This is a genomic window from Sphingobacterium sp. CZ-2, from assembly GCF_004526235.1.
In the GTDB taxonomy this organism is placed as follows: domain Bacteria; phylum Bacteroidota; class Bacteroidia; order Sphingobacteriales; family Sphingobacteriaceae; genus Sphingobacterium; species Sphingobacterium tenebrionis.
In genome coordinates, this window is the sequence record NZ_CP038159.1 from 999,150 (window position 1) to 1,015,230 (window position 16,081).

At 36.5% G+C, this 16,081-nt stretch carries 13 protein-coding genes and 1 tRNA gene; 5 read left to right on the top strand and 9 right to left on the bottom strand.

Going from position 1 to position 16,081, the window contains the following annotated elements; translation table 11 throughout:
- Positions 1–110 precede the first annotated feature (110 nt).
- A complete protein-coding gene (locus tag E3D81_RS04555) occupies positions 111–530 on the top strand; it encodes a hypothetical protein (RefSeq protein WP_134776585.1) in 420 nt (139 codons plus the stop codon).
- Between the two features lie 11 nt (positions 531–541).
- On the opposite strand, the gene E3D81_RS04560 is transcribed toward E3D81_RS04555, so the two are convergent.
- Positions 542–1,675 carry a leucine-rich repeat domain-containing protein gene (locus E3D81_RS04560; protein WP_134776586.1) on the bottom strand — a complete coding sequence of 378 codons (1,134 nt, stop codon included), beginning with the start codon at positions 1,673–1,675 and terminating at the stop codon, positions 542–544.
- A gap of 404 nt (positions 1,676–2,079) precedes the next feature.
- On the bottom strand, positions 2,080–3,231 hold the full coding sequence (locus E3D81_RS04565; RefSeq protein ID WP_134776587.1) for an AbiH family protein: 1,152 nt from the start codon (positions 3,229–3,231) through the stop codon (positions 2,080–2,082).
- Between the two features lie 235 nt (positions 3,232–3,466).
- Between E3D81_RS04565 and E3D81_RS04570 the strand changes: the two genes are divergently transcribed.
- The 3 genes from E3D81_RS04570 (at position 3,467) to E3D81_RS04575 (ending at position 5,769) form a co-directional block, all read left to right on the top strand.
- Positions 3,467–4,012, top strand: coding sequence for a hypothetical protein (locus tag E3D81_RS04570; protein ID WP_134776588.1), 546 nt, complete (start codon positions 3,467–3,469; stop codon positions 4,010–4,012).
- Between the two features lie 11 nt (positions 4,013–4,023).
- Positions 4,024–4,185: a hypothetical protein gene (locus E3D81_RS17195; protein WP_167554230.1), complete on the top strand. Its 162-nt coding sequence runs from the start codon at positions 4,024–4,026 to the stop codon at positions 4,183–4,185.
- Positions 4,186–4,446: 261 nt separating this feature from the next.
- A complete protein-coding gene (locus tag E3D81_RS04575; RefSeq protein ID WP_134776589.1) occupies positions 4,447–5,769 on the top strand; it encodes a site-specific integrase in 1,323 nt (440 codons plus the stop codon).
- A gap of 580 nt (positions 5,770–6,349) precedes the next feature.
- Here the strand turns inward: E3D81_RS04575 and E3D81_RS04580 are convergent.
- Positions 6,350–6,434: transfer RNA gene (locus tag E3D81_RS04580), tRNA-Ser, on the bottom strand.
- Positions 6,435–6,575: 141 nt separating this feature from the next.
- Here E3D81_RS04580 and E3D81_RS04585 point away from each other — a divergent pair.
- Positions 6,576–7,160, top strand: a complete 585-nt coding sequence (locus tag E3D81_RS04585; RefSeq protein ID WP_134776590.1) for a hypothetical protein — start codon at positions 6,576–6,578, stop codon at positions 7,158–7,160.
- 2 nt (positions 7,161–7,162) lie between these two features.
- Here E3D81_RS04585 and E3D81_RS04590 read toward each other — a convergent pair whose 3' ends face one another.
- Genes E3D81_RS04590 through E3D81_RS04615 form a run of 6 tightly spaced genes read right to left on the bottom strand, consistent with a single transcriptional unit; the run spans position 7,163 to position 15,705 of the window.
- Positions 7,163–7,564, bottom strand: a complete 402-nt coding sequence (locus E3D81_RS04590) for a helix-turn-helix domain-containing protein (RefSeq protein ID WP_099367462.1) — start codon at positions 7,562–7,564, stop codon at positions 7,163–7,165.
- 31 nt (positions 7,565–7,595) lie between these two features.
- Entirely contained in the window at positions 7,596–8,123 is a 528-nt protein-coding gene (locus E3D81_RS04595; RefSeq protein WP_099367560.1) for a DUF1573 domain-containing protein, read from the bottom strand.
- 10 nt (positions 8,124–8,133) lie between these two features.
- A complete protein-coding gene (locus E3D81_RS04600; protein ID WP_167554231.1) occupies positions 8,134–10,260 on the bottom strand; it encodes a DUF4838 domain-containing protein in 2,127 nt (708 codons plus the stop codon).
- Positions 10,247–13,060, bottom strand: coding sequence for a YaiO family outer membrane beta-barrel protein (locus tag E3D81_RS04605; RefSeq protein ID WP_134776592.1), 2,814 nt, complete (start codon positions 13,058–13,060; stop codon positions 10,247–10,249). The genes E3D81_RS04600 and E3D81_RS04605 overlap by 14 nt, the downstream gene beginning before the upstream one ends.
- A 28-nt stretch (positions 13,061–13,088) precedes the next feature.
- Positions 13,089–14,540: a glycosyltransferase family 2 protein gene (locus tag E3D81_RS04610; RefSeq protein WP_134776593.1), complete on the bottom strand. Its 1,452-nt coding sequence runs from the start codon at positions 14,538–14,540 to the stop codon at positions 13,089–13,091.
- Positions 14,541–14,550: 10 nt separating this feature from the next.
- The gene (locus tag E3D81_RS04615) at positions 14,551–15,705 is read right to left on the bottom strand and encodes a HEAT repeat domain-containing protein (protein ID WP_134776594.1); all 1,155 of its coding nucleotides are present in this window, start codon (positions 15,703–15,705) and stop codon (positions 14,551–14,553) included.
- Between the last annotated feature and the right edge of the window lie 376 nt (positions 15,706–16,081).

Sequence of the window (16,081 nt, forward strand, 5' to 3'; positions counted from 1 at the left end):
GTCCGTAATTCCGTGTATGTAAAAGTTCGATTTTACCACTTTTGAAAATTATGAAGTGGTTTTAAACCACTTTGGAAAATAAATTAATTCACTTCAACAATCAATATTAAATGACAGCCGCAGTAATCATTGACCACCTTTTTACGCTCTTATGGGAAAGCGATATCAAACAAACGATATCCGGAAAGATAAGAAAGTTCAACCGGCCCACAAATAGCAATAGAGAGGATATAACCATAAATATATTATCCGTTGACTTTGATCAGCTCCAGGAAGGAATAGCAAATATTAACTTGTTCGTACCAAACCCAAAATTTAATGCTATGATTGAAGGCAAAGATGTTGTTTTAACTGATATCCCGGACCAATTACGAATAAATAAATTGTTAGGTGATTTAAAGGCAATCCTAAAGCACCATTACGATGCTGAAAAATATATTTTGGTTGAATTAATGGAACAATACATTATGCCTGAAGTAAACCAGACGGTTGTAACTAATCGTTTAAAAGTTACTGTTAAAAACACTTAATTGATAAAAACTTATACACCTAGAAATTTAGTAATAGTTTCACCAAGATTATAATAAACTAAATCTTTTTGGTGGATATCAAGTGAAGCCAAAGGGTTTTCTAACTTGTTTATTGCCTGAAATTTTCTAAGATTAGATTTGTTATAAAGACATCTTCTTGCAATTATCGGAATGATCCTAATGCCTTCTTCCTCTAATTTTTTTAAAAGTTTTGGAACTTCAGTTTTCATTATAAATTCTGAAGCTAAAAAGCTTTGCGAGACAATCATTATTGCTATACTACACTCGTTTAGTTGAGATTCAATTTCCTCAAACCAGTCACTTCCTACAGGTATTTGTGTGTCAATCCAAAAGTTGAAATCTATTTCAGGCATAATATTCTTTATACTCATTAACATTTCTTCAACATCATCTTTAAATACACTATCCTTGTGAGAGTAACTCACAAAAATTTTATGTTTCTTATTCGCATCTATTTTTATATCCTCTTTCATTACCTCAATTCTGTTGCCCATTTGATCATCATTAAATTTTGTCAAATTTATGGTATGAATTAAATTACCTTTCTTGTCGAAAAGAGGTTGTAAGGGGTTGCCTTCTAAATAAATATTTGGCCCAAATAAATACAATCCTCTTAATTTGGTTAATCTTGATTTTATTGCTTCGATAGGAATGACATCAAAACCCATATTATTTAACCATAATCTTTCTAGCTTTTCTAGGTCTAATATAACATTTGGGAAATAAGCAAAATTATTATTCGAAACATTTAAATATCTCAAATTTTTTAAATTGTTTAAGCCTTCAGGAAGCTCCACAAATTTATTATCAGCAATTAGCAACTTTTCTAATCCGTATAATTGACAGACTTGTTTGGGAATTGATTTTAATCGATTGCCATTCAAGTTTAACACTTTTAGATTTATAAGTGATTCAATATTTGAATAAATAGAAGTTATTTCATTTTTAGAAATATCTAGAACTTTAAGATGTCTCAATGAATAAAGTTCCTTGGGTAATGTTTTCAGCTTGTTACCACTTAGTTTTAAAACTTTAAGGTTCTTGCATTCAAAAACTTCATTAGGAATTTCAGTTAATCCCTGGTCAGATAAATCAATTTTACTTCTGTTGTTTAGCTTTCCCATTAATTTTTATGACAAAATTCGAATATATTAAAATATTCTCTATTTTTATGGTCCCTATGGAGGATGGGGCAAAACGAATGTTATGACAGCCGATGATTCAATAGATCGAGATGGTCTAAATGCGATGAAATCACTGCACATAGCATTTGGCAAATAAAGTGTAGGACAAGTAAATGGGCAAGTTGTACCAACTGTTCCAACGGTTTGGTTCTGGTGGATTTAATGCAATTTTACTGTTTTCGGGGACTCACTCACTACGGTAACCTCACGATTAAAAAGCTTTACCCCCTGAGCCGGTTCGACCACTCAGGGGTTTGTTTTTTTAATTGTAAAAAAGTTTGGATTATGGTCCTTGAATAATTTTTTAAGATTTATATCTTTAATTAAGAAGTATTGTAAATTATTTAATATTGGCTTCCAAGCATAGAACAATCCACCTTGTTAATTACTCTATTCCTCATCTTAAGTTTGTTTCTAAAGTGCCTAGAGATATTTTGTGTAATTTCCGTATAGTTGTCATCGTTATTTCCTCGTTGCCAATAATAAGGCTTAATTGCAGCACAATTGTCATGCTCAAATATCATATTAAGCAATGTTCTGTCAGAAAGCCCACAGGAATGACCCCAGATATAAACTACATAAGAATCAGAATCAATAAAATCAATTAACTCTTTATAATTAGTATTATGGAAATAAGCAAAAGATTTGATGTGTGTAAGGAAGTCATTATTATTTGTTTTTTCCATCTCTAAATAATCAGAGTCAATTTCATCTCCAAATCCAAATACTGGTGGATTATTTCTTTGGGAAAGACTTCCATGAATATTTATATTATAATAATTTCCTCTAGATAACTGATATGGCAAACCAGTATAGTTAAAGTTCAAGAATGTAATATTTTTAAATTTTATTTCTCGTTTATGTTCATCTTCGTAATCATCATCTCCTAGCTTTTCTATGTGAAACTTATCAATTACTATTTTGGGGTTTATTCCCCCTTCTGCACAATAATTAAAATCATAAGGTACATTTGCTCTACTAATTACTTCCTTTAAATACTTTCCCAAGTATATTTTAATAAAATCTAGATCCTTATTGATTTCAATAAGTTCTTCATCCATAAATCGTATTTGAGAATTTTCATTTACAAGTCTCTTTAAAAGAATTTTTAAATTCTTATAGTAAATCATCTCAATGTCCACCCAATTCTTTTCAGTTTGATGCCTTAAAAGTTCATTAAGCAATTGAGATTTTATATCAAAATTTAATCGAAACATCATATCACCAATAATAAAATCATAAATACCTTCATTTTGAAAATTGTATTTATTTAAAAACATAAAATTTACAAGTTCATGAAGTGTAGAAAAGGTTTTCAGGTTTTGGCCGTAGTAAATTCGCTCACAAGAAATCTCTAATAATTCGTTTGAAAAATATTGGTCATTTCCTTCAACGTTAATACTTGAAACAATAAGCCATTTAATGAAATCTGAATATCTAGAGGGTAAGCCACAATGAATATCAAATCCATTTCCAACAATAATTAGTTTGTTCATAATAAATAGTTTGGTTTAGCAAATATACAATGAATACAATGGAATACATTAAGATACTTTTCCCTTGTTATTATCAATAATATTTTGCATTTTTGAAGTGCGAACATAGATGTGGAGCAAGTCCACTGAATAATCTTATTAACAATAATGTCTAGGCATACTGGTGAAAGTCCAGAAACCCAACGTTTCACGTCTGTGTTCGCGGTGACCTAGACTATTTATAAATTTTCAAATTATGCGAACACAGGAAAAAACAACCCCAGCAAACCAAATCATTGATCTCCCAAGCCTATTGGAGATCGCAACCGATTCAATTGAATTGGGTTCAGTACGTCTAACTGCATGCTTAAGAAGCATTAACAGGCTCAGACTAATGATTGAAGACAAAAGCCTTTTCCCAGAAGGTGATGACAATGTTCAAGAAATATTCAATGCAGCTTCTGAAATGGAATTAATGCTAGAAAAGGCTGAATCCATTATGAACGAAATCTATGAACCTAGCCTTTCAGCGTTATCTAAGATCCGTCTTTTCTCGGAAAGTGGATTACCAAAATTGATCTCGAGCGCAAAAAGTTTAGAGGCAATCAATAAGATTTGGAATAATAATATTCCATTGCAAAAAGATCCAGAGTTCATAAAGTTGATTGGATTGAAGAAGATCGAATTATCAACAACCAAAGCCGATCTTTCCAAAATCTTCGAGGAATCACCAATAATTCAAAATGACTTTGAGTTTATTGGCAAGTTGACGGCTAAAAGACAATCATTAGTTAACTGTTAAATCTGGATATCATGAACATTCAAGCATATCATTTAGGGCAATTGAAGAAAGTAAAGAGCCGCTATATTGTTAGAGAAGACAATCAGATAATTGTGGTCAATGAATTTGTGGATGGAGGGTCTACTATGGAATGGATCGATGAAGATGTTTTGAGTTCTATCAAGGAATTTTAATATTAATTCTCACGATCATGTACGATGCAATGGTATATCAAAAATTGCCTCATGGTACAGAGGTGATTTTTATCCGATTGATTGATGGAGTTGAAACTATATATGAAGATTGGTTTGATCATCACGATATCGAAAGGATAGCAAAGGAAAACATTGAAATGTTAGGGCTTTGATAAAGTAACATAAACACACACTATTACGTTATTATAATCCCTATCAATAAAAAGGTAGGGATTATTTAATATCACCAAAGACGACATTATGACTATTCCAAAGATTTACTTAAAACGAAGGTCTAATGAAAAAGATGGCCAATTGTGGCTTTACTACTCCCATGGATCAGATAAAAGATTAGAATACTACACCGGATTGCGTATTGAAAACCAATTCTACAATGAAAAATACTGGCTAAGCAATACCAAAAAACCGATTATGAAAGGTTTTATGTATTCACACCAATATAATAAGAAGCTTGAGGAAATGAAATCATTTGCAGTCACTTTGGTTATCAATGAAAAGATACATGACAACGATGAACTTAAAAAAAGGATCACAAAAGAATTCAGAGTAGAGAAAATCAGCCAAAGCAAATTTCCGTCCACAGAATCCTTGACAGACCAAAAGGACATCAACCAACCCAATTTTGGTTCCGTTGATTTTATTTCCTATTGTGAGTTTGTCCAAGCTGAACGGATAAGCGGTAAACGGCCCATTATCAGCGGAAATAGACAGGGGCTTAATTACAAGTATAACAGCTTGAAAAATCCGTCCACTACGATATCATCCCTGAAGGAATATGTTAAGTATAAACGGATAAAGCAGCTAAGTTTTAATGATATTAATGTTGCATTCTATAACGATTATAGAAATTACCTATTGAACGTAAAAAAGAAAAAGATAAGTACTTTTTCAACTCGGGTCAGGGACATTAAAGCCTTTATGAACGAAGGTATTGATGATAAATTACACCAAAACACCGGGCACAAAAATAAAAGGTTTATAGCCCCAAAATATGAGAGTACTGGAATTGCTTTAACACTGGAAGAAATTAGAACTATCCAGGACGCTGACATTGATAAATATTATCATCATGTTAGGGACCTGTTTTTAATCGGATGTTATACGGCTTTACGCTTCAGTGATTATTCAAGCCTTGAATTGGTGGAAATTGATGACAGCTTTATCAGGCTTAAACAGAGTAAAACAAACAATAGGGTTTCAATACCAATTATGAAGGGCTTAAAAGAAATATTGTCCAGATATAACAATAAATTACCACCACCTTGCAGCAATCAGCATTTTAATAGAACAATTAAGAAAATATGTTCATTATCTGAGATCGGATTAGATAGAGTTTATGAGATCGATAAGTACGGCAATAAAATTATGTGGAGTTCAAAGGTTACAAGCCATACTGGCCGCCGCTCCTATGCAACAAATATGTTTAAGTTAGGGGTTCCAACCATCTTAATTATGTCTGCAACTGGCCATAAAAAAGAAGAAATGTTTTTGAGGTACATAAAGGCCACCAATGAAGAGAAAACAAGAATGTTAGCTGACTGGATGGAGAAACTAGATATTTAATTTTTATAGAAACCATAAATTTTACGGTATAGATTAATACATAATAATTTGGGCTGGCCTAAATTTCGGCAAGGGTAATTAATGTCGGAATTTCCAATATTATAAACACCCAGAATTTTGGGTATTAAATCCATGATCGGTTTTAACCCTTGTAATTTCTGATCACAAATAGCTCAAGGAAATTTTCCCCTGACCTTTTAAATCGTCATCCTATCCACTGACTAACGAGGGATCAGACAGTTTATAATGTGATTTAAAGTAACCTTTTGAAAAATTATTTTCGAGCATTTTATTTCGCAGAATATTGCGTGTTTAAAGAATCTCCCCCCAAAGTTGGGGTTTGATGTATTTTTTATGCTGCAGAAAAAATAAAAGCCCGATTGAAATCGAGCTTAAATGCATTTAAAAATTTCCTTTCTTTGGATCTTTAAAACAAAGATATGAAAATAAGAATGGTTAAAAAGATATATTAAAGTATTTTTCAAGCCAAAAATTAGACTTAAATGTCCCCTAAATTGTCCCCCTGCTAAAAACGAAAAAGCTAAACATCTTATTATTAAATGTTTAGCTTAAATAGTTGCGGAGAGTGAGGGATTCGAACCCCCGAACCTGTGACAGTTAACGGTTTTCAAGACCGCCGCATTCGACCACTCTGCCAACTCTCCGCGACAAAAGTAGAAATTTTCATCCGTTCTCCAAAACTAAATTAATATCCCGCTGAAAATGAGCCCAATTATTTTTTTTGGTAATTTTAAGCTATTTTACATTTCAAATTACCTTGTGAACTGAGGACTGGAACGAACGAAATGGAGAATTACATTAAAATCATAGAAGAATATCGAAAAACCCAAAACAACAACCTTTTAACTGTTTTTGCCTGTAAAAGCAATAATGAAAAACAGCCAGAAGAACTAAGGGACCAGAACTATTGGCCGAGGGTTCGATTGATAAAGACTTTATGGGAAAACTATACCGCAGCCGACAAACCACTCCTTAAATGGTTGATAAAAGAAGAGGTTAAAGCGCAGCAGGAATGCATGATGCCGGTATACGCCTTAGATATTGCTGCCTATATGCTCTACAAATACATGGATCTATCCGATGTGTTCGACCTGTTCTTTGCCAAGTTCGCTTCTAGTAATGAATTCTACCTGGACATCGAGCTGGTATTCGGCTATAACAGAGTGGAAACCAAACAGTATCTGCAAACCGAAGGTGCCAACCAACCATATGCCAAGGACATCCTAAAAACCATTGAAGGTTATGAGGATGCCCTAAGTCAAGGTGCCATTTACAAAGATCGTGATGCGTACATGAAATACTTTGAAGAACGTAAAATAAAAATCCTATTCAATGAATTGGAAAATGCGAAAGCATTCTATATAGAATAAGATCAAGCAGTTTTTTCATCAAAAAACACGATAAATTGGGTCGGATTAAGTCCAGTTTTATCCTTGATGCTCTTCGCAAATTTACCATAGGAAGAAAATCCAGATAAAGCCGCCAAATAAGTCAATTTGAAATTGCGAGCTTCCTCTACCGTCCGCAAATAATGCTCCAGATAAGAAATTCGTAGGTTATTGATGTAATTCGGAAAATCAGCGCCTTTGTTTTTATTCACCACAAAGGATAAGTATTTTGTATTACAACCTATTTCCTTCGCTGTTGACCCTATGGAACAGGCAGGATTTAAAAAAGCTTGATGTTGTTCCCAAGATTCCAAAGCTCTTAAAATCCTTGTCTCCGTTTCCAGGTTCATGTATTCCTTTTTCTGACCGTTAATTAATGCTTCCATAAGCAGAAAATTTGTGTTTATATTTTGTTAATTATTTAGTTTGTTCTTCATCAAATCGCATATAATAGCCCTTGTTATTGGCAGTACCATCTACCAGGTCTTCTATATTGCCGTTCTTTTCCTTTTCCATCAGGAATAGTTCTTCATAATCCTTCGTATACATCGCATCAGGCACCACGTTGACATCGAATACCAATTCCATTTTTTCCAGCTTTTCGAAATTGCCATAGAGCTCTATCCAATGCTTCACAAAACCTACATTCTTTGTACTGTTATAGGTCATGCTGATGAACCCCTCTTGCCCTGCCGGAATCGTCTTGGTCGTATTCTTATTCAAGACGATGCAACCACAGGAAGTTATAATGTCCGTGATGATCAATGGTGATTTTCCGATGTTCTTCACCTTGAATACCACATCCAGATCCTGGCCTGTTTGGATAGGGTAATAATGTCTGCCATTATCCATTATTTCCAAACTGGTCTTTTCATTTTTAGGGTTAAAACAGGCATTTAGCGACATCAACCCTATAAATCCTATAAGCAGCATGTTATTTTTCATATCCAATCTTTTAATGCAATATTTGTAGTTCATCAATGGCCAATCTTTTGTTCTCCTCCGACGCCTTCTGTATGCGAACCAATAACGGTTTGCTCAAGTCCACGCCTTGAAACGGAATAACAATCTCCTTTACCGGAGATTCCTCTTCCTTGATTAAGCCGAATTTTAATTTGTTGATAAGCTTTCCTGATTGATGGATTTCAATTGTCGTTGGAACATTAAAACGATGCTTTTCATTAACCAAAAAACGGATAAACATCCCTTTTGTCCCTTGCAAATCATTAAAATTCACCTCAAAAGCTATATCCTCATTCGAGGTAAACCATCCTTGTTGATAATCCTGCGGAAAACCAAGAATACCATTCAAACAGGTATGTAATGCTTCCTTATTATTATCTCCAGGTTGAATCCATTTAACTTGCGATGCTGTCAACCGATTTCTTTGCTGTCCCCATCCAGAATAGGATTTCCAAGCAACTAAATAATTGGAGATATCTCCATCAGCCTCCTTATACATCTTAATACCATTAGCGGAAAAACCAGCTCGTAGATCCTCCACTATCTTAAGGATGTCCGCCTTAACCCGAACCTGATCATTTTTTATTTCAAATGCTCCGCCGGACTCCAATCCCTTTTGATAGGCCAATTGCAGCTTACTAAAACCCATTCCTAATAGGAGTTTTTGAAGTTTTTTCCTTTCCAATCCTGTAACTTGTGGTAAGAGCTTCTCCAGTTCCTTGTAGGAGTTTGCGAACCTGTCCGCCAATAGATAAGTCTTTTGTATGTCGGCAAATCCGGCATACATACCATATCCCTTGCCTTGAAAGGATTGCTTTTCCTGATCGATCAGATACAAAGCCAGGATCGAAGCAGATTTAGGATAAAAGCGATGAAGATAGGCGCGCAATAATTGCTCAACAGGTAGGTCTACATCATTCATCAATGCGGCAGCTACATAGGTTTTAACATCATCTAAACTGCTGTAATCATAGCCACTGGCATTCAGAAAAATTCCCTTTATCCCCAATGCCTTAAAATCCTTCCATTGCGCTTGCATGCTGAGCAGGCTTGGCTGTACCGTCAGGTAATCATCGAAATTCATCGAATAATCCCAGAGGTACAACTTGGAGGATTTTAATGTCCAGGTATTAACTTTCTTCTTAAATACATTAAATTCTTTGGCATCTTTGAAAGAGACCCCCTTGGGTAAGTCAATGGTGCTTAATAACACACCTACGTTGCTGGGTAATTTCCCTTTCGGCGGCGATTTAACTGTTCCATAGACGGTAGTAAAGAATTGATGGTTGGGAAATAGGGCACTGATTTTCCCCAAAAAAGCAAATACAGCTGCCGACGCATCTCCCACCTTATTCCCGGCAGCTGTACATGCCTCGCATGTAAATGCGATGGCATTATCTTCAGGGGCAAGCATGAAATGATTTCCATGTCCTAGCCCCCCATCACCATAATTATCAACGATATACGCTTTTGTTTGTTCCAATAGATCAGGGCTGGAAAAGCATAACTGCTCAGGCATAGGTTTTCCATCCAGCTTTGCATGGCTAGCCTCCCTTTTTTCAACCAACTTGCTGAGGTTGTGTCCCCAGATCCCCCAATCTGCATCCAACTGATTCGTCCCTAATATTCCTGCATAATCACTATCGGTATTGGGTTGATAGTGAGGCTCTCGGTATGAAAAATCAAAATTTCGAGCCTGATCTTTAAAATCTATATAGGCAGGTGGAAGATCTTCATTCTGGATATAATCATTGGCTTCCCCTATCCTATCAATCAATTGATAGATCAACCAAAGCATGGTCCTATTATCTTTGGCAGATAGGTTTAAGGCCGCCTTACCATTTTTTATCTCATAGTCAAAAGGTAATTCCGGATTTACCTGGATATGCAAATGGAAATAGCCCTGGGGAGGATTTTCTTCCTGGCGCATCCGGAGGATTACCTTTTTATTTTCAGATCGTTTCTGTAAATGGGTAAATAAATAAGAAGCCCATCTTTCCCCTTCGGTTGTGCCATCATCGCTGATCAGAAAACCTTTCGCACGAAGCTGACTGTAGGAAGGTTGACAACCTAACATACCTAAAAACAAACTGATCAATATGATATTAAAACGAAACATTGACTTGGAAATAGAGATTATACAGATTTCGATAAGGGATTTCATAATTATGGGTTTCATAGTTGTACCAGGTACCCAATACACCTGCAGAAATATGTTTACTCACCATCCTGCCTACCCCTGCTCCTACCATCGCATTCATCACCGAAAAGGAATTGATGAATTGATAATTGAGAAGCATCACGTCGGGACTATTCCCAATATTAGCCATGGCCATCAAGTAGTTTTTAGGATTATTCATATAATACCTACCCTGCAAGCCCACATTGTACAATAGATGGCCATCCAAAAAGAATTGCATGTATTTGGCATTCAATCGGAAGGAATTGATTTCCTTGGTCAAACCCAGAACACCGTTGTATAAATGCTCTTCCGTATACAGTTGTCGGTAGCCAGCTCCAAGTTCAAGTTCCCAATCATTTTTAAATTGTCTATAAACAGATGCATTGAAAGCTGTTTTTGGAAAGTATTTATTGGAAATAGCCGCATCTATTTTTGTAGCCCATTTTGCATCCCAACCTCTTCCCCATTCCAGCTGTCCCTGTATTCCTTTGCCTTCCGATCTGCCAGAATAATTGATCCGACCGATAAAAGTATTGACTCCTTCAAATCGGCTATATTCAAAGGTAGAGATGGATTGAATGGTATAATTATCGCCAAATCTAGACCTCAGGTGGTAAAGTCCCACTTCGTTCTTAAAGCCTTTTTGATTCAGAAATTGTAGATGAGCCTTAAAATCTTCCAATTCCAGCAAGGAAGGTTCGTAAAAACTTTGGTAATAATAGGCTGAATCGTACTGCTTCAGTTTTTCGTAGGCCAATCCTTTGAGGTATTTCAGTTCCTTATCCTGTGGTTTATAGTAAAGAGCTTGATCGGCCACTGCAATAACCTCTTTATCGGCCTTATTTTTCAATAGGTTATTCGCATAGTCGGTTGAGAATTGTACAAAGGTATTTCTCACCTCTTCATGATAAGGATATAGCGCAATTTCCTTTTTCACCAAATCGTATGCCTCTTGAATATTCGCCCCATTCAACAATTGCGCATTGGCAAGTTTTAGTTTGAAAGGTATATCCTGTGGATAAAGGTTGCTGGCCATTTGTGCATGAGCTAGCATCTCCTCTTTCAATCCCAATTGATTGGAAAGATTCACTCCATACATCAAGGCATATTTATCCTGCGGAAAATGCTTCAACCATCGCTTGGTCCATTGGTATGCTAAGGGATAATTCCCTTGTTCGTTGGCCAGTTTGACCATCTTTAACATCAGGTCGTTGTAGCCTGACACATAGTTTTCCCGCTCAACCTGTGAAACCTCCGTAAGAACCGATTCGTAAATCTCTGCTGCGCGCTCATATTGCTCCTGAACTTCATATATTCCCGAAAGCTTTATTTTTAGATCCACATTTCTGGGATCAAGATTTATTTTCTCCTGCAACAGGACGATAGCATCTGAAAAACGACCGGTTTGGTAATAGGCATTGTACATACTGTTCAACGCATAATCCCGTTCTTCAGCCTCCCCATAATTTAATATTTCGTTCAATTTGGGAATAGCTGCTCTATATTCATTTGCCGCCATATCGGCACGGGTTTCTTCAATTAAACTGGCAACATAAGCTGCTTTAATATCTGTATCATTTGGATGCTGGAGAAAGAGCGACCTGGTCAGTGATCTTACCTTATTCTTATCAGCCTTTAACCGATAGATATCCAATTCCCGAAGGGATAAGGCCTTATCCATGCCCCGTACATTGGCATAGGACCTTAGAAGATGCAAAGCTTCATCATATTGCTGATTGGCAATGGTCTTGTTCAGCACATGCGGAAATGCTTCCACATTTCCGGGATCAGCTTCCAGAATCTTTCCGTACAAGGTGGCCGGATCTTTTGCATTTGCATGCCGTGCCGCCTCCAATAAGAAATAATTATATTTCGTACGGTTGATGCCCGATCCACCCTTCGATTGGGCCTGAAGTAGACTTAGGATCTCATCGTATCTTTTATCATGTTCTAAAATGCTGATCTTCTTATCCACCAAACTTCCATTTCCTGGAAAATAGGTCAAGCCCCTATCCACGGTCGACAAGGCTGCATAATAATCCCCAGCCTTTATGTAGTTATTAGCCAATTCATGGTATAAGGCCAATTGATTGGGTTTCTCCTGGATCAGAAGCTTATTCACAGCAATTGCATCTTCGATCTTACCTGATTTCCGAAGATCGTTTGCCTTCAGCTCTGCTTGATAATTCCTATCAGCTTCCAATTCCTTATCATCAGGGAAGATCTGGGAAATGCGTTTTAATAAACGATCCGCTTCTACATGGTTGCCTTGAAGGCGGTAAAGATCAATCTTCTTTCGCCAAAGGCCTCTCCAATAGGGATTCACTTCTAATAGTTCATTCACGTAACATATTGCACTGGAATACCTTCCGGTTTCCATTTCTACTGCTACCAATAAATGCTTCGCATCCACATTGCCTGGATTAAAGGCCACGGATTTATTCAATTCGAAACGGGCTTTACTATAATCCTTTCTCAACCAATAATATTTTCCCAGGAACATTCGTAAGTCGGAATCCTTCGGTGATTTGGCAATTTGGAGGTCCAAAACCTGCTTGGCCTTATTGAGATCACCCTTATTCAAAAGTCCGGCAATTTGCTTGACAACATCTTCCTTATCGCTGATATGAACTTTTTGCTGAGCTTGTACGGAGCTAATCCCGCCAAGCATCAAGAAGATCAAAGTCTGCAATAGAGACATGGAAATGGTATTTGAATATTTCTTTAACGTATTCATTTAGTATATGATGGTATTGATGAATGAATTATGCAGCTTTTGAAGAAGATTTATCCTGACCGTTCTGTCCACTGAACCCTTGCCTGGTCATGGTTCCCCATTTAAAGTTTTTCTTGGTGAGGTATTGCCAATATCCTCTCAGCGTAAAAATCACGACAAAGGGATGGTATAGCAGGGCCTCAAAGGCGGAAAACAGCACTAGACGAAGGTATTCATTCAGATTACGGTATAGTTTTCTTAGGGAAATATCAAACACAATGGTGATGGTGGATATACTGATCCCGATGAGGTATACATAAGCCAACATCAGCCAAAACGTATTGAAATTGATCTGTTCAGTATAGAGCAAAAAGAGCAGGAAGAAGAAGCCCGAGAACTCGATGATGGGAGCCATCAATTCGAAGAAAAAGGCATATGGCATGATAATAAGTCCCATTCTTCCATATTTCCTGTTGAACAGAAATTTTCGATGAACAAAGAATATCTGCAACAAGCCCCTTCCCCACCTTGTCCTTTGTCGCATTAATACCTTTAGGTTTGGAGGCCCTTCCGTCCAACAGAGCGAATGGGGCACTTGCACAATCTTATATGGTAATTTATGCTCTCTTTTATAGGCGATAAGACGTAAGGTCATATCCATATCCTCGGCATGGGATTTCGTATCAAAACCTCCACAGCTGATGACCGAGCTTTTTTCAAAAAGCCCGAATCCTCCCGACACATTCGGAATGGCATTAATGGCAGACCATCCCATCTTGGCCACCAAATAAGACCGCAAGTATTCTGTTTCCTGAAAGGTCGGAATAAAATCTGCGGGAGGTCTGATACGCGTAATTTTCCCATCCCTAAAATCACATCCATTGGCCATGCGCATCGTAGCACCTACTGCCAAGACTGGAATATCAGAATCGAGGACAGGAAGGATAACCTTGCTCAAGGTATCGGGCGAAAGAATACAATCCACATCCGTATTGATGAAGTAATCATATTTCGCAACATTCACCCCGGCATTCATCGCATCGGCCTTCGTACCTCCATTTACTTTATCCACTACAATTAGTTTATCGTAAAGGGGGTTGACGGATTTAAAGGTCCTTTTAAAGGGTTTACATGCCACTTTTTCCATGTAAGCGTAAGGAACTTCGATCAGTTCAAACCTGGAGATCATTAATTCTAATGTGTTATCCGTACTACCATCATTGACAATAATGATTTCATAAGTTGGATAATTCAGGGAAAGCAATGACGTAATACTGTCCAAAATGATAACTTCCTCATTAAAAGCCGGTGCAACTATGGATATTCCAGGAGCTGTTTCGGGATAGGTCGTCAGGATATTCTCTTCCCTTTCGGTATACCTTACCCGATTCCTTAGGATGTTGTAATATCCCATAAAGGCAAGGACAAAATAAATCAGGGTGATGGCCGTCGCATAGAAAAAAATAGCATAGCCATAAAAATTGAATAAAAACTCAAACATGACTGATGTATTAACCTAATTGATAATTAACCTGATCGAATATCTTTCGCTCAAATTCATTGGAGTTCGTGGAAAGATTAGTAAGCCGAAGTTTTCCTTCTTCCCCAAACTGCTTGATGGCATAAGCCAAATGAACCTTTTGTTCATTATCTGTAGTTCTGAAAAACTGATTGGTCAGAAAATCGAGCCCTATCTTGGTTTTGAATTTTGCAACCGCATTAATGATTGCCGTTTGAATCTCTACAGGAGAGATGCCATACATATCGAAAATCTCATGTTCCACCTCCTGGCGACCCAGATTTCCTAGGCTCTCAATAATAGCTGCTCTAACCAATTTGGATTCCTCCGTTTTTAATAATCCCTTTAGGAATTCGGCACATTCCATTTGGTTGAAAAAACCGATCTCTTTTATCATAAATGCTTTGAAAGCATGGTTTTTAGCATGTTGAACCCACCTTGATAATAACGGCAATGGTCCCTCAGACTGGCGACCCACTAAGAAATGGTGAATCATGATCTCATCCAGGGCATTAAAATCCGTATCAAAACTGTCTTCCAAAAATTTGAACGGATCTATGTTATCATACTTCATGACGGCCGCCCTAGCCTGTTTTCTTAATCCCTTATTCTTATGGTTTGTAGAGCGCATCAACACCGATGTTGTCAACCCATTACCCAAATTATCTAACTTTCTTAAGGCGATATGGCGTCTCTTGGAATTATTTGACATCAATTCAGTTTCCCAAAAACTAGGTATGTCCAGAACATGGATGATGGAACGGTAGTTATCCTCATTTACAGTTTTCCCTGCTTCCTTCAATTCATTGGCGGTATTTAAGATCAAATCCGTGATCTGGATCTTGGTTTTATTATTCATTCGTAGAATAACGTCCTCAAATTCTTGAAAAACCCGATCCTCCCCATATTTCTCGTCGGATCCCAGCATAGCAACAAAACGATCCTTTACTTGTCTAGATAATTTTGCAAAATCCCTTTCCTTTTTCCGTAAATTCAAATTGATCCAAACAAAACGAATTAAACTGAGGATATAAATGAATATCAAGCCCATTACAATTAATACAGTTAATCGGATCACGAATGGATAACCCATAAACTTATTTTGTAAGTAGAATAGGTAATACTGTAGGTAAAAACTTAATTCCATAATCTTGTTTGTTTTAAAAGGTGATTAAATAGTTGGTCATTTTAGATAAGCGTTTTCTTGCGCGTTTTAAATAAGATAGCGTATCAAAACCGACAGTTCAAAATTACCATGTATGGGAAGGAAAATATGTCTCAATAATTGGATAATCTGCAATATGAATTTTTTGAGACATCATTAAGGAATAGGTAACTATCTGTATTTCAATTATTTTTAATAAATCACAGTTCATCAACCGGATATTTACCTATTTTCCATAATTAATAAAATTTGCATTGTTTTAGGACAATTTATGGTAATTACACAGTCTCTATAAAAGGATATTATTCATAAAGACGCAGTAATTTTTACGTATAAGCGGGAAAAATGAGGATTATGG

Excerpts from the sequence above, each read along its gene's own strand:
- E3D81_RS04585 (WP_134776590.1), top strand. The coding sequence starts at position 6,576 with ATGGAGAATTACATTAAAATCATAGAAGAATATCGAAAAACCCAAAAC.
- E3D81_RS04610 (WP_134776593.1), bottom strand. The coding sequence starts at position 14,540 with ATGTTTGAGTTTTTATTCAATTTTTATGGCTATGCTATTTTTTTCTAT.
- E3D81_RS04590 (WP_099367462.1), bottom strand. The coding sequence starts at position 7,564 with ATGGAAGCATTAATTAACGGTCAGAAAAAGGAATACATGAACCTGGAA.
- E3D81_RS04565 (WP_134776587.1), bottom strand. The coding sequence starts at position 3,231 with ATGAACAAACTAATTATTGTTGGAAATGGATTTGATATTCATTGTGGC.
- E3D81_RS04595 (WP_099367560.1), bottom strand. The coding sequence starts at position 8,123 with ATGAAAAATAACATGCTGCTTATAGGATTTATAGGGTTGATGTCGCTA.
- E3D81_RS04570 (WP_134776588.1), top strand. The coding sequence starts at position 3,467 with ATGCGAACACAGGAAAAAACAACCCCAGCAAACCAAATCATTGATCTC.
- E3D81_RS04575 (WP_134776589.1), top strand. The coding sequence starts at position 4,447 with ATGACTATTCCAAAGATTTACTTAAAACGAAGGTCTAATGAAAAAGAT.
- E3D81_RS04615 (WP_134776594.1), bottom strand. The coding sequence starts at position 15,705 with ATGGAATTAAGTTTTTACCTACAGTATTACCTATTCTACTTACAAAAT.
- E3D81_RS04555 (WP_134776585.1), top strand. The coding sequence starts at position 111 with ATGACAGCCGCAGTAATCATTGACCACCTTTTTACGCTCTTATGGGAA.
- E3D81_RS17195 (WP_167554230.1), top strand. The coding sequence starts at position 4,024 with ATGAACATTCAAGCATATCATTTAGGGCAATTGAAGAAAGTAAAGAGC.
- E3D81_RS04605 (WP_134776592.1), bottom strand. The coding sequence starts at position 13,060 with ATGAATACGTTAAAGAAATATTCAAATACCATTTCCATGTCTCTATTG.
- E3D81_RS04560 (WP_134776586.1), bottom strand. The coding sequence starts at position 1,675 with ATGGGAAAGCTAAACAACAGAAGTAAAATTGATTTATCTGACCAGGGA.
- E3D81_RS04600 (WP_167554231.1), bottom strand. The coding sequence starts at position 10,260 with ATGTTTCGTTTTAATATCATATTGATCAGTTTGTTTTTAGGTATGTTA.